Consider the following 20,331-nt stretch of genomic DNA (forward strand, 5'->3'; position numbering starts at 1 on the left):
GGATTCGGGCGTCATGATGACGGCTGCTGACCTCGGCCGCGTAGGCGCCTCAGTCCCCGGCGGCGGCTCGCTGCCATTTGACGGCGACGGTGATGTCGATGCCGGGGGTGCCGGCGAGGACGGCGGCGGGCAGCTCGGTGGCGAGCTGGAACAGTGCGGTCGAGCGGGCTTCCGCGAGCCGGATGCCGAGTTTGCGGAGTCGCTCGCCCATGGCCCAGGCACTGATCGGACGGCCGGGCTGACCGCCGGGAAAGAGCCAGGGTGACTTTGCGGGGCTCAGGAGGACTCACGGGATGTCGCACATGAGAAGACTCGTAGATTGGGGGGCCAAGGTGGGCTAGTGCCGCATCAGGCAACGTTCGCCCTGTTCACGACTTCGCGTAGGCGTTGGTCGGTGGCGTGCTTGTTCCGCCAGATGATGGAGCGGCGGATTATGCTGCCCTGGGCCTTGTGGCTGGGGTGGTCGGTGCCGTCGAGGGCGAAGTAGCGCAGGGCGGTGAACTGGGCCTCGATCCGGTTGAGCCAGGAGCTACTGGTCGGGGTGTAGGCGATCTCGACGTTGTTCGCGGCCGCCCATGTCCCGACTCGCTGGCACCGCTTCGTCGTCAGGTGAGGCGAGTAGTTGTCGCAGATGATCGCAATGCGCACGTCCGCCGGGTGCAGCGAGCGCAGGTAGCGGCAGAACCTCAGGAACTTGGACCGGTTCTTGGTCTTCTTGACGTGGCCGTAGAGCTGGTCCTTGGCCAGGTCTTAGGCGGCGAACACGTGCCGCACCCGGTGCGGTCGGGTGTAGGTGGCCCGCCGGCGGGGTCTGGGCTCGCGGTCGGGGTCCTTGCCCTTGCCGCCGCGTTCCGCCCACTGCCGACCGGGGTGGGGCTGGAGGTTTAGCGGGCCGAACTCGTCCAGGCAGCCGACGACTTCGGGTTCGCCCTCCTAGGGTATGACCTCGCCGTCGGCGATCGCGTAGAGGTGCTCGACGCGGGCCTTCTTGGCCGCGTAGTCGGGGTCGCGGGAGGTCTTCCAGGTCTTCACGCGTTGAAACGAGACGCCCTCCTCGCGGAGCAGGACCCGAAGGCCCTCGTGGCTGATGTCGTCGACCACCCCCTCGGCGACCAGGAAGTCGGCCAGCTTGGCCAGGCTCCAGGTCGAGAAGGGCAGGCCGTGCTCGGCCGGCTTGGACTTGGCGGTCTTCTTGATCTCCCGGCGCTCGGGCAGTGTGAACGTGCTCGGCGGCCGCCCCTGTACTTCGGGTAGAGCGACTCGAAGCCGTCGGTGTTGAAATTGTGAATCACGTCCCGGACCCGGTCCGCGCTGGTGAACGTCACTTCGGCGATCTTCGCCACCGGCATGCCCTGCGCGGACGGCAGCACCATCTGGGCCCGCCGCCAGGTCACCACCGACCCAGTGCCCCTGCGGATGATCCGCAGCAGTCGCCTGCCTTCGTCGTCATCGATCTCGCGGACCTGTACACGTTCAGCCACCAGGACAGCTCGACGGAAACCGCACGTCCCAGGTAGTAGCCGGACGGCAGGCCGCCAACGGTCTGGTGCGGGAAGGGGATCCGTTGCGTCGGTCTACAGCTGATCGAACGTCCAGGTGAGTGCGACCTGTCCCGTTTCCGCGACGCCGCCAGCGCGGCGGTACGTCGCCAGTGCCGCCGTATTCTCTTCGTCCGTGATCGTCCACACGCCGTAGCAGCCCCGTTCACGTGACAGGTCCGCAAGCGCCGACACCAGAGCCTGGCCGATACCACGCCCACGGAACGACTCGTCCACGCCCAGCTCGTACAGGAACATCTCGGTTCCCTTGTCCGGGTGGGTCATCTCGACGCCGGTGACCATCCCCGCCGGGATGTCGTCCACGTAGGCGATCAGGAGGTGATGGCACTCGTCCGTCAGGAACCGGTCAGTGGCCTCCCGTCCTGGGGCGGTGTCGAAGAGGTGTCCAGCGGCGTTGACTGCCTCAATTTGAGTGGCACGACGAATCTCCATTCGAGGATCCTGACACGCTCCGGCCTCGGGGGTCGGCCATTTTGCCGCGGAGTGATCCCGATGCCGAGTTCAGCTCCACGGCCTTCGAAACCCCACCGCGCTGACCTCTGCCGTTTCTCAGCAGGGCGAACGTTGCCTGATGCGGCACTAGTTGGAGACTTGTGGAGGTGGCTCTGATCCGCACCGGGACCGCGTCGCGGCGCTGGTAGGCCAAACGGCTGACATCGACGGGAAGCGATCTTTCCACGGGTCGGCGGGTACGAAAGGATCCCTTCATGACTGATTCCGTGAACGACAGCGCCCTGACGCCGACAACCCTGTCGATCCCCGTGAAATCCCTCGTGGATGCCGGTGGGCTGGTGGAACACGGTGTCCTGCTGCCAGCGGGCGAAGTAGCCGTAGACCGTCTGGTGGGCGGGAAGTCGTGGGGCAGATACCGCCGGGGGATTTCGGTGCGGTCCACGTACGGGATCGCGTTCATGATCTGGCGGGGGTCGTGCTCGGGGTGGGCGTTCGATGTCCAGGGCGAACTGACGACGCCTGGCCCGCCAGGCGGTGAGGACTGGTTCGATCAGAGCTCACCGCGCGTCGGAGAGGTCGCTGGGGTGGCCGTCACGTGCGGTCATGTTGCAGAGGTACTGCAACATGGTGGCCCTGGTGAGCAGGGACAGAGGTTTGGGGCAGGGCGTGTTGGAGCAAGGCAGGAGAAGTCCGGGTAGGACATGTCTCTGCTGCTGCAGGAAATTGCAGCAGCCTCACCGCTCGCTCCAGCACCAGAGCAACTAGGACGGAGAACCCCCACAGGCTGCGGTGCAACAGGACCAAACGCTCAGTAACAACGCAACCCCTGGGGGACGATCGCCGGACCACCGAGGCTGACCACGCGTGACGGGTATCGAGCAACGGTCACCGGTCGTGACCGACAGCTGCCCGTGCGGCCTGCCGGGCACGATCGGGCGCCACCACCGCCCGGAATCGGGTGCGGGGAGCCCCAACGCTAACCTGATCCCATGGGTGTTGCGATCGCTGCCATGGTCACCGCCGTTGTCGGCGTACTCGGCACACTCCTGGCGCCGCTGATCGCGCAGCGCAGCGCTGCAGCACAACGCGCCCAGGAAACGGTGGAAACCGACCGGCGGCGCACCTTCGAGGAACGACGTGCCGCCTACACGGCGATGAACCGGGCCTCGCGCCAGTTTCATACTCTGCTCAAAGACGCCCTGCACCGCCTCCGCGACGGCGTCTACACCCCGGAGGACCGTGCGCTCGTCGAGGAGACACGGCGCGACTACCGCGACCGCTATGCCGAGGCACAAATGATCGTCCCCCAGCGCATTCTCGAAGCCTCCCGAGACCTCAACAGCGTCCTCGCTGCCGCTGATGCCGCCGCCAAGCGACTGGACCGGGGTGTGGCCCCGCACGCTGAGAGCCCCGAGACGGCCCTGTCGGACCTCCAAGCGGCCGAACCCAAACTGACGGCGCTGCACTTGTTGATGCGACTGGACCTGGGGATCGAGGACTGACGTCGTTCCGCGCGTCACCGGTGCGTGCACGGTGCACGCTGGTCAGGACACGGCGCCTTCACCCACTGCACGCCAGCGGCGGCCCCGCCGTCAGGAGCCGTCTCTCAAACGATCGTGGAAGGTGCAGGTCGAACAGGGTTTCCGGTGGCTGGTTTTCCCGCGGTGAGCAAGGCCGTCCTCGCCCCGGAGAAGCACCGACGAAAGGACCTGTTGCGCTCTGCGGTCGCGTCGGCACCGTCGCTTTGGCCCGTGAAGGCGACACCACACCAGGGCGATGGACCGCCGTGTGTCTGGACGAGACGTTCCTGCGAGGGATGGAGTGGGCTGGGGGCAGTGACGGCGCGGTCGTGTCCCGTGGAGTCCGGCCGTTTCTCGTCAGATTCATGCGGAGGTGTTAGGGGGCTGGGGCGCGGGGAACCGGAGAAACTACAAGTTCCGCCTATGCCGTTGACCGGCGTTGCGGCGGATCTACGCGTCGTGTGCTTCGTATCCGCAAAGGAGGAGGCCGAACATGACCGAACGCAGCACCATAGTGCGCAGTCTGCACGATCTAGGGCTGGCGATCTGGTTCGGAGGGTCGCTGATGGGATCGGTCGGGCTCAACGGCGCCGCTGAGGAAGTAGGTGGCCCACCATCACGGGACCCCGACCAGGCGACGAGTGAGGTCCAAGCACCCATGGGTGCGAAGATCGCCAGTACCGGATGGCGCAAATGGACGCCCTACAACGCAGGAGCCATCGTGGTCCACCTTGTCGGTGGTGCGGCACTGCTGCGGGACAACGCCGACCGAGTGAGAAACCAGCAGGGCGTGACCACGTCCACCGTGGTGAAGACGGTGGTCACGGGTGCCGCATTGGCAGCCACCGCCTACACCCGGATCCTGGGCAAGAAGGTGGAGCTGGCGACATCCGAGGACAAGGAGGACAGGGTCCGGGCCGAGGAGCATCCGATCTCGCTGGAGCAGGCGCAGCGCCAGCTCCGTCTCGTGCAATGGAGCGTCCCCGCTCTCACCGGTGCTCTGGTGGTCCTCAATGCTCTCCACGGGGAACAGCAGCGGCCGTCCGTGCAGGGCCTCGGCCGGCTGCAGAAGGTCATGTCCCGCCGTCAGTGAGCGTGGCAGGGACCGGCAGGGCTCCGGTGCCCACGCGGACACAGCGACGGCAACGAGGGGACGCCTCAGGGCCCGTCCGGTGTGTCGACTGTGGTTCACCGTGGGGCGGACATCGCCCGCGACTGGTCTCGCAGGCGGGCGCGCAGGCCGCTGCCCGGATAGGTCTGCGGGCCGTCGTGCGGTGGGTTTCGCCACGACGGTGGGTCGTCCTGGGGGCGGTGCACGCGCCGCCCCCTCTCGCCTGGCCGCGACGGGTCATCCTGCGGTGGTGCTGCCCGATCAGTGCCCGCACAGCACCCCAGGCGTCCTCGCAGCGGTCTGCGCCTGCGCCCAGGGAGCGGTAGGAGCGAAGGGGGCTGGAGTGGCCGGACCAGGGGGCGCCCGCAGGGTGGCGTCGCTTGGCAAGGCTGTGCGGGCCGTCGCATGACTGGGCCGGGGTGCTGAGCCAGGTCGTGCACGGCCAGGCCGTCGTCAGCCGTCAGGGACGTGCTCCAGCCGGTGTTGTCTGGTCGCTGGCCCCCGCGCGGCACGGCACCGGGCGTGCTCGCCCCCGGTGTAGGAGGGGACATCCGCTCCAGCACCGCAGCGGCCGGCCACGCTCGTGCGGCGCAACCAAGGCGTCGGACACGGGCCCGTCAGTTGGCTGGGGGCAGGACGTTGGTGGCGATACTGTCGGCGGCGGCTGCGGCGGCCGACGCCGCGAGGGGGAGGACGAGGGTGGTGACGCGCTCCAGCAGCGCGGGGGCGTGTGCGGTGATCCAGGCGCGGAGCCGGGCGCCGACGCCGTGGACGGGCCGGCCCGCGGCCGCCGCGGAGGCCAGCTCGTCGAGGAGGGCATCGGCCTCCGCGCGGTCGGCTTCGGCGGGGAGGGCGGCGAGGTCGCGCCGCAGGTCGGCAAGGACGTCCGGCAGGGTGGTGCGGTGCTCCTGGCGCTGATGGACCGCGCGGCCGGCACCGATCTGTGAGTCGGTGACCGCCCCGCCGATGTGGATGCGGATGCTGTCGCCGGTGGGCGGTTGCTGGGTCATGGTCATGTCCTCCCGACGGTGAAGGTGAGGGATTCCTGGGGGTTGCCCGGCGGCCGGGCGTCCTGGGCGGCGTAGGTGAAGACCACGCGGTAGGTCCCTGTCGCGGGAGCGACCTGGACGGCGATGTACTGGCGCTTGGGCGTGACGCCGTGGGCGTAGCCGCCGAAGCTGGTTCCGACCTCGAAGGGTCGGCGCGTCCCGTTCGGCTGGATCACGTCGAAGTCCTGCGGCGCGAGATCGACACCGCCGGGCGGGGCGTCGAGGATCTGCACGGTGAAGGTGAGCAGCAGGCTCGCCCGCCCCGCGCGCAGTCGCGGTGCCGTCCAGCCGGGGCTGTCCAAGGCCACGTCGGTGCGGTACTGGGCGCCGGTCATCGTCACCTCCATCCAGGCGTTCCGCAGTTTTCCGTAGATGACCGCCTCTTGGGGCGGGTGGGCGATCAGGGGCCCGCCCCGGCTGCCGGGCACGAGCGGCACAGTGGTGACCTCGTCCGCGTCCGCGGGGAACTCCAGGCGGGCGTCCTCCCAGCGAAAACCCTGCTCCAGGGGGAAGGTGAACGTCACGTGGACGGCGTCGGACCCCGCCGCGGTGGTGTCGGTGCGCGCGCTCGTCTGCCGGCCGCCCTGGTGCAGGACGGGCAGGTACCCCAACGGGCGGCGCGACGGACCGGCGAGTTCGTTGCGCACCAGGGACGTCAGCAGCAGTTGCGGGCGCCCGCCGGCATCGCGGTTGGCGACGGCGCCGATGACGTCGTAGCGGAAGCCGTTGGCGTACACCGCTGTTCCGATCCGGCGCCCACCGAAGGGGAAGTCCTGCCACGGGTCGCTCGCCGCCGCGGACTGGTCGCTCGATGCCGGCGCGGATCCGGGCCCTGCCCCGTGGTCGGCACTGCTCTGGCCCGCGGCGGAGCTGTCGGGCACGGCGGAGCGGGTCGGTGTCGTCGACCGGTGCCCTCCGGTCACCTGCGGCCCGGCGGTCGACGGGGGTCCGGCCTTCGTCGTTTGCTGCCCACCGAAGGCGTTGACGCCAAACGTGGTCGCCGCGACCACGGCGGCCGCGGCCAGCAGGGCTTTTCCGGTGAGTAGGCCGTGGTGCCAGGGACCTGCCGCAGGTGACGGGGCCGGCGGGGGCGCTGCGGGAGGCGGGCCGGGCGGCTGGGCCACGGCCGTGGTGCCCGGATCCGACGGGGCCGGGGGATCGTTCAGCAGCTCGCGCAAGGTCGCCGCGCCCCGCACGCCGAGGGCGGCTGCGGCCGACAGCAGCGCGGTGGCTTTGACCACGTCGCCGAGGCACAGCGCGCGAATCCCGGACTCGTGGGTGAAGTACACCTCGTCGTCGCTGCGCTTAGAGCGGCGCGCCGCTTGCAGGCCCACGTCGAGCAGCCGCCCCCAGGCCCGCCAGCGCAGCGCGAGCATCAGGCGCGGGGCGCCGGCCCGTGCCAGGCGGGTCACCAGCGCGTCCAGGCCCGCGTCGGCCGCCTGTTGCGCCAGGGCCGTGAGGACTTCGGCCTCGGCGGCGGCGTCGGTGGGCGCGGCGCCGGCCAGCCAGCCGGCCGCCGCCTCGGCCACGGTGGGAAGGGTGGAGCCCGGCGGGTCGTCCCCGAGTCCTGCGGCGACGCCCTGCGCCAGGCGCAGCCTTGCCTGGTTCCGCACGAGCAGCCGTGCCCGGACCAGCTCGTCCACCGCGGTGGCGGTACCGTCCGGCAGCGCGTGGACCAGTGGCATGCCCCATTCGCTGTCCCCGAGCACCGACAGCTGGCGTAAGAGCGCTGCCGCCTCGGTGCTGAGCCAGGACACCAGCTGGGGGATCACCAGGGGCAGGCCGTCCGCCGGGGGCACCGCGGGCGGGATACCGTGTTCGGCGGCCTCGCGCAGATATGCCGCGACCAGGCCGAGGCGTCCGGGATGGCCGTCGGTTGCCCGCCAGGCCTCTTCCGCCTGCACCGCTTCCCGCGCGCTGAGCGGCCGATCGAGGGCATCCTGGAAAAGGGTCAGCGCGGCAGGCAGCGGCAGACCGCGCAGGCCGACGGTGCAACCGCCGGTGGCCGTCATCCGTTCGGCGGCGGTGACGACCACGCAGTGCGGCAGGGCGTGCACCAGGTCGGCGACCTCCGCGGCCGGGCAGTCGAGATCGTCCAGCACGACGAGGACCCGCAGGGCCGCGAGCAGCCTGCGGCGTTCGGCCTGCGCGGGGACGTGCACCGCGGTGACCTGGTAGGTGGCGAGGAGGATTTCCTGCAGTACCTCCTGCGCCGGCAGGCCGCGGGCGGAGAGCAGGACGGTGCCCTCGGTGCCGGTCGCACCGAGGGTGCCCCGGCTGGTGGCGTGCAGCAGCAGCGTGCTCTTGCCGATCCCGCACGGCCCGTATACCTGGACCGGCCCCCCTTCCTCCACCGCGTCGGCCAGGCGGGCGAGTTCGCGCTCGCGGCCCAGGGCCGCGAGTGAGCGGTGCGCCTGCACGGTGCGGGGCAGCGGGCGCCGCTCCGCGCCGGCCGGCTCGGCGCCGTCCACGAACAGCACGGTCGCGAACCCGTCCGCCTGGATCTGCACCACCTTGCCGCCGATGCCCACCTGGGAACCAGCGAGGTCACCCGCCACGGACACCGATCCTCCCGCTGTCCCCGTCGCGGGCGGCAGGGCGGGCTCGTCCGGCGCAGCCCGTGCGGTCGGCGCGCTGGCCGGCGGCGGCTCGGCGCGATCTGCTGCGCGCGGCGGGTGCTCCTCAGCTCCGGGCGAGTGCGGCATGGGTCCCCCAATCCGTCAGGGCGGCCCGCACGCGACCGAGCCGGTACCCGACCGGGGCTGCCGTCCCGATTGTCCCGTCCGCCCCGCGCGCAGACCACCGGAATGTTGTTATTCGTACGGGAATTGGGCCGCGGGGCGGACCGGCCTTCCGGTCGCTGCGGAAGGGCCGTTGGCGATGCCGGACCGCAGCAGGGCGCGCAAATCGTGGACATGACGGGTCATGGGGTCGAACCAGGCCCCCAGTCAGCGAGTCTGCCCAGGACCCAGGGGTGGCGGTGCGCGGAGGGGCGGACCCGGGCGGCTTGAAGCCGTGCGGTCGCCGTGCTCATCGCCTACCGCTGGTGATCATCCGGGTAGGTGGGGACTGCACCGGCCCCCGAGTGCCTCCCGCCGGATCCGGCCCCTGCCGGCCCCTAACCCTCTGGCGCGTCGGCCGTCCCGTGTGCGGGGGGCGCGGGATCGCCGGGGGCGGAACGGTCCGGCTCATGAGCGGAATCGCGGTGCTCGCCGCGTCGCGCCGAGCCGGCCTCGGCGACCGTCCCACGCTCTGGGTACCCCGGTCCGTGATCGGGTGGAGTGGGGGCGTCGAGTTCGTCGGGTGTCTGCCAGGCGCCGTCGCGCGGTTGCGGTCCGGTTGGGGGCGGCGGTTGGCGTCGGCGCAACCGCCGGCCGTAAGCAACTGCGGCGATGAGCGCTGCCACCATCACGACACCAAGGGCCGCTGGCGCGATGCCGACCAGAACGTCGTGCGGGACGGCTAAGTCACTGATTTCCCTCACTTGTGGGCTCATATCTGGCGAACTACCCTCGCTGATTTCGCTCATGCGTGCGCGTGACCGGAGGCCGCCCCGGCTGGATCCGACGGGCGCCGCCCAGGCCGGGGAGGCACCACACCCGAGGGTGAACGGTCACCGGTGCGCTGTGCGGAGTGCCCGGGATGATGTCTGGGATGCCTGCGGTCGCAACCGCTTCTTGCTGTGGCGCCGCCGGGCACGGCGCCACAGTGGGGCGAAGGAGGCCGGCGACCCTGGCGGTCCGCCGCGCCGACCACAGGACATGACCAGGTTCAGGGTCCAGCCTGCAAAGGTTGGCGTGGATCCGCCCAGCAGGGCGATCCGCCGGATGGCCCTGCCCCGTTTCCGTGTTTCGCGGCCCGGCGGAGGGTGATAATTACGGTGAAAGGGTGCGGCCGGTGCTTGGCGGCCCACGGGTTTTGGCGAAAGCGTGCGCGGACATGGCCTCGGAGGTCACGGAGCTACTCGACTGCCTGTCTGCGGCGGCGGACGAAGCGGAGCGCCAGGGATGGGCGTATTCCTGCGCCCTGGCCCTGGGACTGGGCGGTTTGGCCGTCGCCCTGGGGCGGGAACTGGTGTGGTTCAGCGATGACACCAGTGCGCGGCTGGCAGATCTGCAGTTCGTTCTCGGCCAGGGCCCCGGGCTGCACGTCGAGGCGGCGAGCACGGTGTGTGAGGTGCCCGATCTCGGGCGGCTGCTGGCTCAGCAGTGGCCGCAGTATGCCGCTGGAGCGGAAGGCCTCGGCGTTGCGGCGCTGTTCGTGTGGCCGGTGCACATCGGCGCGGTGCAGACCGGCACGCTCACCGGCTACCGGCGCACCCCCGGCCCCCTCACCGCACAGCAGTCCGCGCAGGGTTGGCTGGTCGCCGACGCCTTGGCCCACCACGTGCTGAATCGCTGGCCCGCAGCCGGTCACCCCGGCACTGATATCGGGCACGCGGGCGCAGTCGAGCTGCACCGCGCCGAAGTGCATCAGGCCACCGGTGTCCTCAGCGTGCGGCTGGGCGTGCCGCTGCACGAGGCCCTGGACCGGCTGCGCGCCTACGCATACGCCCAAGGCCTGTCCCTGACCGACGCCGCCCACGCCACCCTTGAGCAGGAACTGCCCGACACCGCCCCCTAGCCCAGCCCCCCCGCACCGGCCACCCTCTACCCGGGAGTGAGCAGTGCACACCCAGGAGCAGGGACGAGCACATCGCACGGACCTTCGTAGAATTGGCAGAAACGCTAGTGGAAGACTTTGGCGACGGCTTCCTGCAGCAGATGACCGTCCGCTGCCAGGAACTCCTCGACGCCACCGACGCCGCGGTCTTCCTGGCCCACCCCGGCCCGCACCTGCACAGCCCCGCACCGTGCGATCCCGCGCCGGCCCTGCGGCGCATGCTGCACGCCGCGTGCGGGCAAGGCCCAGCGGTGGAGGCGCACCGAACTGCCCGTACGGTGCGCCTGCCGGAGCTACCCGACGCGGCCCTTCGCTGGCCGCACTTCACCGCGGACCTGCAGCAGGCCAGCTACCGCCATGCCATCGCCGTGCCATCGCCGTGCCGATACGCCTGCGCGAAGACAGCCTCGGCAGCCTTCTGCTGCTGCGCACCGGGCTGCGGCCGTTAATCGGCGACGATCTCGCGCTCGCCCAAGCGCTGGCCGACGCCGCCACGATCGGGCTCATACATGCCCGCATCATCCGCGAGCAGAACGCGCTTAACGAGCAGCTGCAGACCGCGCTGCAGAGCCGCATCATCATCGAACAGGCCAAGGGCCTGATCGCAGCGCGCAGCAACATCACCCTCAACCAGGCCTTCGAGGCCCTGCGCAGGCACGCCCGTCGGCACCGCGTCCCGCTCAGCACGGTTGCCCGTGAAGTGATCGACACCGGGCTCACGCCGGACTCCCTCTCGGCCTGCCCAGAACTCGCTGCAGGAGACAGTTCGTAGACAGGAACCTACGCGTTGGCCGCCAGGTGCCGCCCACACGCCCAGCGGCCCCATCGGGCTATCGCGCCCTCCTGCGCCGGGTCGCCCATGACCGTGCCGCAGGCCGGCACACGATCGAGGAGCCGATACTCGACGTCGCCCGCGTTCTGTCCTGCAGCGCTGAGGGCGTGGCCCCTCGGCGTCATCGATGTCCTGCTTCGCGGTCGCACAGGGACCTGCCGCAGCTCGTCTCCAGCGGCGCCGTCACGCGCGGCGTCCTGGCGGGAGCCGCTCTGCTCACTCCTGCTAGCTCAAAAGAAGAAAAACTATCGCCGATAGAGAAGAAAAACTAAGCTGACTCTTGTCATGGCTGGCGGGTTGGCGGTATAGAAAGGGGCGATGGCCTCCGGGCTTCTCCGGCCCGGGCCGACCGCTCTGGACGAGAGGAGACCTCTGATGTTGTTACGCACCGACCCGTTTCGTGAACTGAACCGACTCGCCGAGCAGTTTGTCGGCACGGCCGCTCGCCCCGCGGTGATGCCGCTGGATGCCTACCGCGACGGCGATACGTTTCTGATCCACCTGGATCTGCCGGGCATCGAACCGCACTCCCTGGACCTGGACGTGGAGCGCAACGTACTGACGGTACGCGCCGAACGCCGGGCGCCGGACGTCAAGGGTGAGAGCCTCGTGGTCGCCGAGCGCCCGCACGGGGTGTTTCACCGGCAGCTGTTCCTCGGCGACACCCTCGACACCGAACACATCGACGCGGTGTACGACGCGGGGGTGCTGACCGTGCGGATTCCGGTGAGCGAGCAGGCCAAGCCGCGCCGCATCGCCATCAACAGCGGCGACAGCGAGCCCCGGCAGATCACCCGCTGAGCGGATCGAGCACCCTCGCTCGGTGCACCAACTCGGCCCCGGAGGAGGCCATGGCTCTGTTCCTATCGACGCGACGGGAGGGCGATCGGCAGGTCGTCGAGGTGCGGGGGCGCCTGGGGGACGTCACCGCCTCCCGGCAGTTGCACGATTGTCTGGACACAGTGTTCGCTGCCTGCCCGCCGCCGACCCGCCTGGTGTTGGACCTGTCGGGCGTGACCTCCTGCAATGCCGCCAGCCTGGCCGCGTTCATCGGGGCGCGGAACCGGGCCCTGGCCAGTGGGGGAGAAGTGCGGTTGGTCTGCCCGCCGGGCGCGGTCCGCCGCGCCCTCGAGACCAGCCGCCTGGCCCAACTGCTGCCCACCCACCCCACCGTGACCCACGCGCTGGCCGACCGAGACCACCATGAAGCGCAATTGGCCGACGGCCTGCCCTGACCGCCCCCGGGCCGGGCGTGCACCGCACCACCTCTCCCAGCGATGCCCCGGTTGCGCGCCCGGGCTGAGACACACCACCAGGGCGCCGCGGCGTCCGGGAGGGATGCGGGCGCCGCGTCGGCGGTGGAGCGGCAGAAGGCGGCGACGGGGGAGCCGGTACACCAGGCGGTCCCTGCGTTCGCGGTCGTCTCGGACGCCGCACCCCGCTCGAATCGGTCCGCGTCCAGCGCCCAACCCGGCGGCCGTGGTGTCGACCCGTCGGCCCGGCTTGGGAAGCTGGAGCGGGCCAGCCGCCCGCCGGGGGTGATAGGCGCTCAGGTGTCCTGCGCTGCGGGTGCCGCGTGCAAGGTGCGGTATTCGGTGGCCGACATCCCGGTCGCGGACCGGAACGAGCGGGCGAAGGCGGCCGGGTGGGGGTAACCCCAGCGGCCGGCGATGGCGTTGATCGTCAGGTGCCGCAGGGCCGGATCGGCCAGGTCCCTGCGGCACCGGCCCATGCGCTGCTCGCGGATGAAGGTGCGCGGCGTGGTGCCGTTGTGCTGGAAGACCCGGTGCAGGTAGCGCAGCGAGATGTGGTGGGCCGCGGCCAGCATCTCGGGGCCCAGATGCGGGTCGGCCAGATGTTCGGTCACGAAGGCGCTCATCTTCACGAACGTCGCCTGCTGCGAGGGCTCCCTGCCCCCGGGCGCGTCGTCCTCCTGGGTCAGGACGGCCATCAGCAGATCCACCGCCGTGGCCCCGAGCCCGGCCGCCTGATGCGGGGTGCAGTGGGGGTACTGCTCGGAGAGCTCCACCAGGAACTGTCCGAACATCCGCCCCACCCCGTGCGTCCAGGGTCGCGACAGCCCGCAGAGCGCGGTGAACCGCTCGTGGGGCACCCGCAACAAGCCCTTGGGGAACTGGAACAACAGCGCGTGTCCCGGTGCTTCGCCCGCCTGGGTGTCGAAGGGGCGGGAGCTGTCGAAGAACCCCATGTCGCCCTGGCGCAACAGGGAGCTCTGCCGGTGCTGGTCGATGCCGATCTCGCCCCCGGTGGCGACGGCCACGTGGTACATCTCCGGGTCCGACTGGCGCACGAGTTTGGGCGTGCGCTGGGCGACGAGCGAGGCGTATGAGAGCGTCGACAGCTGCCCCACGCCCAGCGGCATGAGCTCCATCCGGGCGTTGAACCGTGCGGTCTCGAGGAACTTCACCCGCTGGGTGACCTCGGCCAGCGCCATCGTCTCCACCCAGGCGGCGGGCCGGTCCGCGACGGGGACCTCGACGGTGTCGAAGACGATGGGGTGCATGTCTGCTCCCGCGGGGGTGAGGGGTCCGGAGCTCCAGCCAACTGCAGGGGCTGGTGATGCGGAAGGGCGTTCCACGCCAACCGGTGGGCGCTCAGCGCCAACGACAGGCCGGAAACCGCTCAGACAGGATCTTGGTAGCCCCCTCCCGGGATGCCGGGGGGTCACCGGGAGGCGGGCGGGACTCACCCGACAAGGCGCCCGTGCCGACGGCACGGCGGAAGGAACGGCATGCGACGGTATCTGGGCCGACGCCTGGCACGCGGGGCGGGGGCGTTAGGGCTGGTGGTCGCGGTGCTGCTCGGTGGCGGCGCGGTGCCGAGGGCCGCGGCCGCCGGGCCCCAGCCCACGCCCACACTGACGTCCCCGGGAGCGGGTGCTCGCCCACCGGGCTCCGCCACGGGAACGGACTTGTCGCAGGACAAGCGGTACCAAGGCAAGAACCTGCTGTTCCACCCGCTGATGCTGCCGATCACGGACTTGCGCCTCGAGTTCTACCAGCGCCTTGCGCTCGGTGACCGGGATGCGGCGTTCAACGCGCACCGCAACGGGGCCGTCGAGCTGCTCAATCCTCTGGGCCTCGAGGCGACGATGATGAGGATGCTGAAGGATCGAGCCGCCGCCTCGCCCACCCACGCCTTCTGGCGGAACTCCGTCGTCTGGCTCGACTCGGTGGCGCCGTTCCTGCCCCCGGCACTCGTGGCCCAGCTCCGGGGCAGGGGGGTGAGTGAACTGGTGGCGGTCAGTGCGCTGAACCTTCCGGAGCAGGAGGATGCGACCTCCGCGAAGACCCTTGAGCGGGAGCATTCCGAGGCCGTGATCCAACGGCATCTCCAGGACTACAAGATTCCTCCCAGCGCTCGGGTGCTCGGTATCTCGGAGCGGCAGCAGTGCTCGCAATGCGCGGGTCTCTACCCGTCCGACCTGCCGACCTTCTACGCCCACCGCTACGGCCTGTCCGTGGAGGAAACGGCCGAACAGCAGCGGCAGCTGGCCGCTGCACGCAAGCGACTGGACCGCAGCGCGAAGTGGCGCGCGGAGGAGGTCCGGCGGATCAACGAGAAATTCGGCAATCTGCGGCGGACCCGGTCCTCCACCGCGACGCAGCAGATCGGGCTGGATCTGGATGCGGTCAAGAAGCTCGGGACCGACCACCCGAACTCCACTGCAAGTGCCGCCCTCCAACTCTTCGCGTACTCCCACGATCCGAGCGGCAAGCCGTGCCCGCCGTCCGCCGGTGCGATGGGCTCCGCGGTCCTCCGGGCCGCCCCCTGTGACCCGTCCGCAGGCGGATCCTCCCCGGCGAGCGGGGGAACCGGCGCGGCTACCGGATTGGGGCAGACCCTGACCGGCGGCCCCTCCACCGGGCCCGGAGGCATCGACTTCACCACGATGAACCTGCGCTACCTGGCGGACCCGGGGGACGGGTCCGGCCTGCAGTACTCCTTCGCCGCGCGCCGGGACCCGCTGCGAGGGGACGCGCGCACCAGCACCGGCATGGACGCCGCCCTGCTTAGCTCGAACGCCTTCTTCGTATGGCTGTCACTGCGTCCCGGCGCCTTCTGGGTCAATCTGAACCCCGACCAGCCCGACCGCATCGTCGACGCCCGCCTGGGGTCAACCGACGCCGGCCGCGTGCTGCTCCAGGCCGACCTGCGGATGAAGAAGACCGTCGGCACGCTGATCCACCCCGAGACCGGGGCCGGCAAGGAGTTGTGGAACCGCGTCAAGGGGCAGTGCCTGTCGTTCCGCACCTGGATCGTGCCCGCGCCTGCCTCGGTCCATCAGGACGGCGACAAGCTGTACATCCTCGACGCGCCGCTGGACGTGAAGATGGACACCCAGTACCTCAAGTCCCGCGGTGTGACGCGCGGGCAGAACTGCCCCCGCCAGGATGCGGCCACCGAGGAGTACAACGAGCAGGTCTATCGCGATCTGGTGCTGCCCAAGCTGAAGCAGGCCATCAACACCGGCCCGGACTACGCCGACCTGCGCCGCGTCTACCTGGCCCGGGTGGCCGCCGAGTGGTACCGCAACCTGAGCCGCACCCGGCACACCACCTACGGAGCCCTGATCGACCGAGAAGACGTGCGGGCCTGGCCCACCAAGACGACCTGGAAACCCACCGACACCTTCGACGCGTTCGTGAAGTCGTACACCAAGGGCGAGTTCAAGGTTACCCGGCGCACCACCCGGGGCACCACGGACTACGTCAGTACCTACACCTACGGAGGCGTGGACCTGAACACAGTGCCGTTGCGCGACGCACCGGCCGCGGTGTTCGCCCCGCAGGTGCAGCGCTCACTGCGGACCGCGGACCTGTCCGACCCCGGTGATGCGATCTGGCTCGGGGCTCCCACACCCCGGCAGGCCGCCGGCCTGGATGCGGCCGAGGGGGCGCTGTCCCGCACCGCCCTGGCCATCCGGGTGCTGCCCGTCCTGCTGGTGGCGGTGGGAGGACTGCTGTGGTGGCACCGACGCCGCCTCGGCGCCGCCGGTTCCATCAGCCCCCTGCGCCGTGCGGCCGTCTCCCGCCCGCGCGGGCCGTTCCGCACCCCGAGGCCCTGATGACCCACCCCGGCCCGCAACCGCCCATACCGCCGCAGCCCGTCGGACCGCCGCAGCCGCCGCAGTCCGTCGATTCGCCGCGGCGCCCGCCTCTTCGGCTGCTGGCCGCTGTCGGGGTCCTGGGCGCGGTGGCGCTCGCCCTGGGCACCCTCGCCGCGTTCACCACCGAGTCGCCCATCCCGCTGCCGGAGAAGATGCCCACGGTGCCGTCGCGGTCCGGCATGCCTCCGCTGCCCTCCGATCTCCCCACCGATCTCCCCACCGACCTTCCGACCGACCTTCCGACCGACCTTCCGACCGGCCTGCCGACGGGCTTTCCCACCGGCCTGCCGACGGACTTCCCCACCGCCTTTCCGTCGGGCTTTCCCACCGGGCCCCCCGATTCCGCCCCGTCCGGAGGCCCCCGATGACCCTGCCCCTGCTCCCGCCTCCACCCCCGCAGACAGCCCCCGATACCTTCCGCCGCCCGTGGCGCATCGCCCTGGCCATCGCCCTGGTGCTCTCCGCGGCCTTCGCGATGGCGCAGGTGCTGTACTGGGCCGAACCCGCCATCCGCTCTCCGCTGCCGTGGATGCGGATCTATTTGTTGCCCCAACCACCCGCGCTGAAGCTGACCCGCACGCTGCTGTACACCGGCTGGAGCATCGCCCTGCTGCTCACCCCGGTGCTGTACACCGCGCACCGCTCCGGCCGGCGGCGGGTCGTGCGTGCCTGCCGGGCGGCCGTCCTAGCGGTGTTGCTGCTGCCGTACACCGCGATGGCGGTCGACGCACTGTCCGGGGCGCCGCTGACCGCGCTGCTATGCCTGCCAACCTCCGGTGTCGCGCTGTTGATCGTGCACCGGGCCCAGCTGTACGTGCGGCTGCCCGCCCGGCTGACACTCCTGGCGTTCGGCTGGGGCGCGCTGGTGGGAGCCGGGTTCGCAATCGTCATGACCCTGTGGTTCGCCTGGTACGCAGGCGGCTACGTCATGGACTTCCAGCACCCGCGGGGCTCGATCCGCACGCTGCTGGCCCTGTCAGCGCTCAACGCGGACCTGTTCGCCGAACTCGGCAAGGCGGCCGGCGTCGCCCTGCTTGTGCTGGTCTTCCGCCGGTATGCCGAGGGGCTGATCCCCGGGCTGGTGCTCGGAGCCGCCGTGGGCTTGGGCTTCAACCTTACCGAAACCGTCCGCTATGTGGCGGAGATCGAACCCGGCCAGGCAGCCGCCCAGTTCTGGACCCGCCAGGTCGTGGGCGTGCTGACCGTGCACAGCGCGTTCACCGCGCTGGCGGGGGCCGGGTTCGGCACGGCACTGCGGGCCACCAACCGCCGGGAGCGGATCACCGCGGGCGCGTCAGGGCTGCTCGCCGCTTTCGGCGGCCACTTCCTGCTCGACACCGCCACGCCGCTGCTCGACCGGTGGCGCAAGGACCTGTTCACCGGCAACGAGGTGCTCGGGGTGCTCCTGGGCGTGCCGCTGGTCACGCTGCTCGTCACCGGCCCGTTCGTGGTCCTGGGCGTCCTGCTGCTGCGGCGGGGCCTGCGCGATCAAGCGGCCGAGCTGCGCGCGGCGCTGCGGTACCAGACGGGGGCAGGCCGCCTGGCGGTGACACCCGTCGAGGGCGAGCTGCTGCTGTCCCCGCGCCGGCGCCTGCTGCTCGAACTGCGGGTTTGGCGGCGCGACGGCACCGCCGGGCTGCGCCATCTGATCTGCCTGCAGCAGACTCAGCTACGCCTGTTGAGCACACCGCTGGCGCGACAGAGCGACCACGTCATGGCGTTGAAGGGGTTCTCGACGGCTCCGCAGGCTCATCCGGCCCATCCCGAGCAAGGAGTCCCGTCGTGACCCGATCCCGCGCCCTTCAGCCCCTGGCCGTGTGGTCTCCTCTTCTTGCGGCGGCCGTTGTGCTGGGGGCCCCGGATCCCGCGGTCGCGCAGTGCGCCGCTCCCAACTACCGCGGCGGCCGCTCGCTGCCCAGCGGTGGCTGCCCCACGCACGCCGCCGCCACCGCCTCCGCCACCGTCTGGGCCGTTCTGGCCCTGGTGGGCCTGGCCTGGCTGCTGCTGGCGATACGCCGGGGCCGTGACGTCACGGACGCGGACCTGGCCGTGGTCGACGCCGGCTTCGCGGCCACTGCCCAGCAAGAGGCACCGACCGGGCAACAGGCCGCCCCCTGAGGGCACCGCGCGGTGGTTGCGGGGTCGGCGGAACCGCTCCAGGGCCAGAAGAGGTGTGCCGGCGCTGCCCGGTGCCCGATGACGAGAATCACGCAGGATCGGATCCGAGCGGACCGCGTGTCGCAATCGCTGAGGGGGCCGCGTCTGTGGGGCGTGTTCCCGTCCGCGGCGCCTGGTGGGACTCCGCACCTACGCCGCGCTGTAGGACGAGGGGCAGCCTCGCCCATGGACGCACCCCTCCAGCGAACCACCATGCCACCAAGTCGAGTTGACGGTGGGCAGCGGTCGTCAGGAGTCCGTGCCCCACAGGGCCGCCCGTCGCCAGACAGGGCGGAGCGGCGGGCGGGTAGCGCTGTCGTGGCAGCGCTCACCCTCGTATCTGAGCTCTTGCACCGTATCTATGGGCATGTCTCATCCGCTGATGTGTCCACGTTCGTCGGTTGCCGTTCCGGCGGTGATGTCCGGCCGGGAATGCTGCCGCTTCGCCTGGCACGGCTCCTGCTATTGCCGTAGCCGTTCCACTGCGCGCCGCCACCCAGGGGGTGGTGTCGACTACGCTGCCACGCCCACGTCTCCGTGCTACGGCCCGTGCGCGAGAACCACATGGGCGGGCGGGCCGGTGGGGAAAGGGGCGCGGAGCCGGGTAGGTGCCCGGGGGACGACGAAGTGGGTGGTTCAATGGCGGACGAATCTGCTGCGGCATGGTTGGTGCTGGCTGCTGTTGCCGGGGGTGATGAGGCGGGTCTACCCCAGCGGGTGTGCCATGCGCTGCGTGAGGGGCTCGACGTGGATGGGGTCACGATTTCGTTGCTGACCCATACCCCGGTGCGGCAGTTGCTGTGTGCGTCGCGGCCCGCCGCGTTGCGGTTGGAGGAGTTGCAGTTCACCCTCGGGGAGGGGCCGTGCATCGATGCCGCGCGGGACCGGGTTCCGGTGCTGGTGGCCGACCTGCACGGAGAGCTGACTCGCTGGCCGTTGTTCGGTGCCTGCGCCCGTGAACTGCTGCCCCAGGTGGGCGCGGTGTACGGCTTCCCGCTGCTGGTGGGCGGGCAGGCACTGGGCGCGGTCGATCTGATCCGCGACCAGCCGGCGCCGGCGGATCCGCCATTTCTACGTCGGGCGGAGTTGGCGGTACAGGCGGTAGCCCAGGTCCTGCTGCCGGTGTATCGGCGGCTGCTGGCGGATGAGGAGGCGCCGCCCTGGGAGCCCACGGACATGATTGCTACGCACTGGGGGGCGACGTACCGGGCTGCGGGCATGCTGGCAGTCCGCAGGGGGATCACGGTCCTGGAGGCGCTGGACCGCATGCGGGCGGAAGCCTTCGTGACGGGCCGCCCGCTGTCCGCCATCGCCGCCGACCTGCTCGATCCTCCGCCGACCTCCGACGGATGAGAACCGCGGGGCCGGCCTACATCGGGGCAACGTGCCGCCGCGCCGCCGGGAGCCGTCGCCGGGCGGGACATCACCACCGATGCCCCTGGCCTGACGCTGTCCGCGAAGGCGCGGCGCGCTGACGAGCCGGGGTGATTCCCGCAGTCGGCGTCGGGTTCGTCGCCGCCTCGGCCGAGATCGTCAGTCGAGGCCTTCGATGATGCGGAAGTCACGCTCAACGGCGTCAGCAAGTGTGGCCAGCGCCTCCTGGTAGGCCGCACTCGCATGTGCGGCGACCGCCTGTTCGAAGCTGTCGAACTCGATCAGGACGGTGCGCTCGGCGATTCCGTCGTCGTGGGCGACGACCCGGCCGCCGCGGGCGAGCGGGCGCCCGCCGGCGGCCCTGACGGCCGGACCCGCCAGTTCGCTGTAGGCAGCCAGCTTGTCGGGGTCCGCAATGGTGCGGTAGGCGCTGATCCAATAGCCCTTGGCCACGGTACCTCCTGTGTTCGAAATGGATGTTCA

The 20,331-nt window shown here is 70.8% G+C and carries 18 protein-coding genes and 2 pseudogenes; 11 read left to right on the forward strand and 9 right to left on the reverse strand.

The features are described from left to right. Positions 1–49: 49 nt before the first annotated feature. The 4 genes and pseudogenes from ABZ721_RS14775 to ABZ721_RS14790 form a co-directional block, all read right to left on the reverse strand. Positions 50–211 (reverse strand): hypothetical protein, encoded by a 162-nt coding sequence (locus ABZ721_RS14775; protein ID WP_358788995.1) that lies wholly within the window; start codon positions 209–211, stop codon positions 50–52. Between the two features lie 137 nt (positions 212–348). Continuing rightward, positions 349–1,481: pseudogene (locus ABZ721_RS14780) on the reverse strand (IS630 family transposase). 93 nt (positions 1,482–1,574) lie between these two features. Then, positions 1,575–1,991 carry a GNAT family N-acetyltransferase gene (locus tag ABZ721_RS14785; protein ID WP_358788996.1) on the reverse strand — a complete coding sequence of 139 codons (417 nt, stop codon included), beginning with the start codon at positions 1,989–1,991 and terminating at the stop codon, positions 1,575–1,577. A 344-nt stretch (positions 1,992–2,335) separates the two neighbouring features. Further along, positions 2,336–2,566: pseudogene (locus ABZ721_RS14790) on the reverse strand (transposase); the annotation flags it as partial. Between the two features lie 435 nt (positions 2,567–3,001). Here ABZ721_RS14790 and ABZ721_RS14795 point away from each other — a divergent pair. Further along, positions 3,002–3,514 (forward strand): hypothetical protein, encoded by a 513-nt coding sequence (locus tag ABZ721_RS14795; RefSeq protein WP_358788997.1) that lies wholly within the window; start codon positions 3,002–3,004, stop codon positions 3,512–3,514. A gap of 511 nt (positions 3,515–4,025) precedes the next feature. Further along, on the forward strand, positions 4,026–4,625 hold the full coding sequence (locus tag ABZ721_RS14800; RefSeq protein WP_358788998.1) for a hypothetical protein: 600 nt from the start codon (positions 4,026–4,028) through the stop codon (positions 4,623–4,625). A 635-nt stretch (positions 4,626–5,260) separates the two neighbouring features. Here ABZ721_RS14800 and ABZ721_RS14805 read toward each other — a convergent pair. From ABZ721_RS14805 to ABZ721_RS14815, 3 genes are all read right to left on the reverse strand, one after another. After that, the gene (locus ABZ721_RS14805; protein ID WP_358788999.1) at positions 5,261–5,653 is read right to left on the reverse strand and encodes a hypothetical protein; all 393 of its coding nucleotides are present in this window, start codon (positions 5,651–5,653) and stop codon (positions 5,261–5,263) included. A 2-nt stretch (positions 5,654–5,655) separates the two neighbouring features. Beyond that, positions 5,656–8,250 (reverse strand): hypothetical protein, encoded by a 2,595-nt coding sequence (locus ABZ721_RS14810; protein WP_358789000.1) that lies wholly within the window; start codon positions 8,248–8,250, stop codon positions 5,656–5,658. 560 nt (positions 8,251–8,810) lie between these two features. Then, positions 8,811–9,221 (reverse strand): DUF6479 family protein, encoded by a 411-nt coding sequence (locus tag ABZ721_RS14815; protein WP_358789001.1) that lies wholly within the window; start codon positions 9,219–9,221, stop codon positions 8,811–8,813. Positions 9,222–9,631: 410 nt separating this feature from the next. Between ABZ721_RS14815 and ABZ721_RS14820 the strand changes: the two genes are divergently transcribed. The 4 genes from ABZ721_RS14820 to ABZ721_RS14835 all read left to right on the forward strand — a co-directional run bounded on the left by ABZ721_RS14820 (position 9,632) and on the right by ABZ721_RS14835 (position 12,421). Next, the gene (locus tag ABZ721_RS14820) at positions 9,632–10,315 is read left to right on the forward strand and encodes an ANTAR domain-containing protein (protein ID WP_358789002.1); all 684 of its coding nucleotides are present in this window, start codon (positions 9,632–9,634) and stop codon (positions 10,313–10,315) included. A 418-nt stretch (positions 10,316–10,733) separates the two neighbouring features. Beyond that, positions 10,734–11,126 carry an ANTAR domain-containing protein gene (locus tag ABZ721_RS14825; RefSeq protein WP_358789003.1) on the forward strand — a complete coding sequence of 131 codons (393 nt, stop codon included), beginning with the start codon at positions 10,734–10,736 and terminating at the stop codon, positions 11,124–11,126. A gap of 435 nt (positions 11,127–11,561) precedes the next feature. Then, positions 11,562–11,987, forward strand: a complete 426-nt coding sequence (locus tag ABZ721_RS14830) for an Hsp20/alpha crystallin family protein (RefSeq protein WP_358789085.1) — start codon at positions 11,562–11,564, stop codon at positions 11,985–11,987. 50 nt (positions 11,988–12,037) lie between these two features. After that, the gene (locus ABZ721_RS14835) at positions 12,038–12,421 is read left to right on the forward strand and encodes an STAS domain-containing protein (protein ID WP_358789004.1); all 384 of its coding nucleotides are present in this window, start codon (positions 12,038–12,040) and stop codon (positions 12,419–12,421) included. A 314-nt stretch (positions 12,422–12,735) separates the two neighbouring features. On the opposite strand, the gene ABZ721_RS14840 is transcribed toward ABZ721_RS14835, so the two are convergent. After that, on the reverse strand, positions 12,736–13,710 hold the full coding sequence (locus tag ABZ721_RS14840) for a helix-turn-helix domain-containing protein (protein ID WP_358789005.1): 975 nt from the start codon (positions 13,708–13,710) through the stop codon (positions 12,736–12,738). 408 nt (positions 13,711–14,118) lie between these two features. On the opposite strand from ABZ721_RS14840, the gene ABZ721_RS14845 reads away from it, so the two are divergent. The 5 genes from ABZ721_RS14845 (at position 14,119) to ABZ721_RS14865 (ending at position 19,827) form a co-directional block, all read left to right on the forward strand. Then, positions 14,119–16,275 (forward strand): hypothetical protein, encoded by a 2,157-nt coding sequence (locus ABZ721_RS14845; protein ID WP_358789006.1) that lies wholly within the window; start codon positions 14,119–14,121, stop codon positions 16,273–16,275. Next, the gene (locus ABZ721_RS14850) at positions 16,275–16,685 is read left to right on the forward strand and encodes a hypothetical protein (RefSeq protein ID WP_358789007.1); all 411 of its coding nucleotides are present in this window, start codon (positions 16,275–16,277) and stop codon (positions 16,683–16,685) included. Before ABZ721_RS14845 ends, ABZ721_RS14850 begins: the two co-directional genes overlap by 1 nt. Then, complete coding sequence (locus tag ABZ721_RS14855; protein WP_358789008.1) at positions 16,682–18,103, forward strand: PrsW family glutamic-type intramembrane protease; 1,422 nt, start codon at positions 16,682–16,684, stop codon at positions 18,101–18,103. The genes ABZ721_RS14850 and ABZ721_RS14855 overlap by 4 nt, the downstream gene beginning before the upstream one ends. Next, positions 18,100–18,435, forward strand: a complete 336-nt coding sequence (locus tag ABZ721_RS14860) for a hypothetical protein (protein WP_358789009.1) — start codon at positions 18,100–18,102, stop codon at positions 18,433–18,435. The genes ABZ721_RS14855 and ABZ721_RS14860 overlap by 4 nt, the downstream gene beginning before the upstream one ends. A 678-nt stretch (positions 18,436–19,113) precedes the next feature. Then, entirely contained in the window at positions 19,114–19,827 is a 714-nt protein-coding gene (locus tag ABZ721_RS14865) for a GAF domain-containing protein (RefSeq protein ID WP_358789010.1), read from the forward strand. Between the two features lie 180 nt (positions 19,828–20,007). Here ABZ721_RS14865 and ABZ721_RS14870 read toward each other — a convergent pair whose 3' ends face one another. Beyond that, positions 20,008–20,301: a DUF1330 domain-containing protein gene (locus tag ABZ721_RS14870; protein WP_358789011.1), complete on the reverse strand. Its 294-nt coding sequence runs from the start codon at positions 20,299–20,301 to the stop codon at positions 20,008–20,010. Positions 20,302–20,331: the final 30 nt, after the last annotated feature.

Origin of the sequence: Streptomyces sp. NPDC006733 (assembly GCF_040636125.1) — a bacterium.
GTDB lineage: Bacteria > Actinomycetota > Actinomycetes > Streptomycetales > Streptomycetaceae > Actinacidiphila.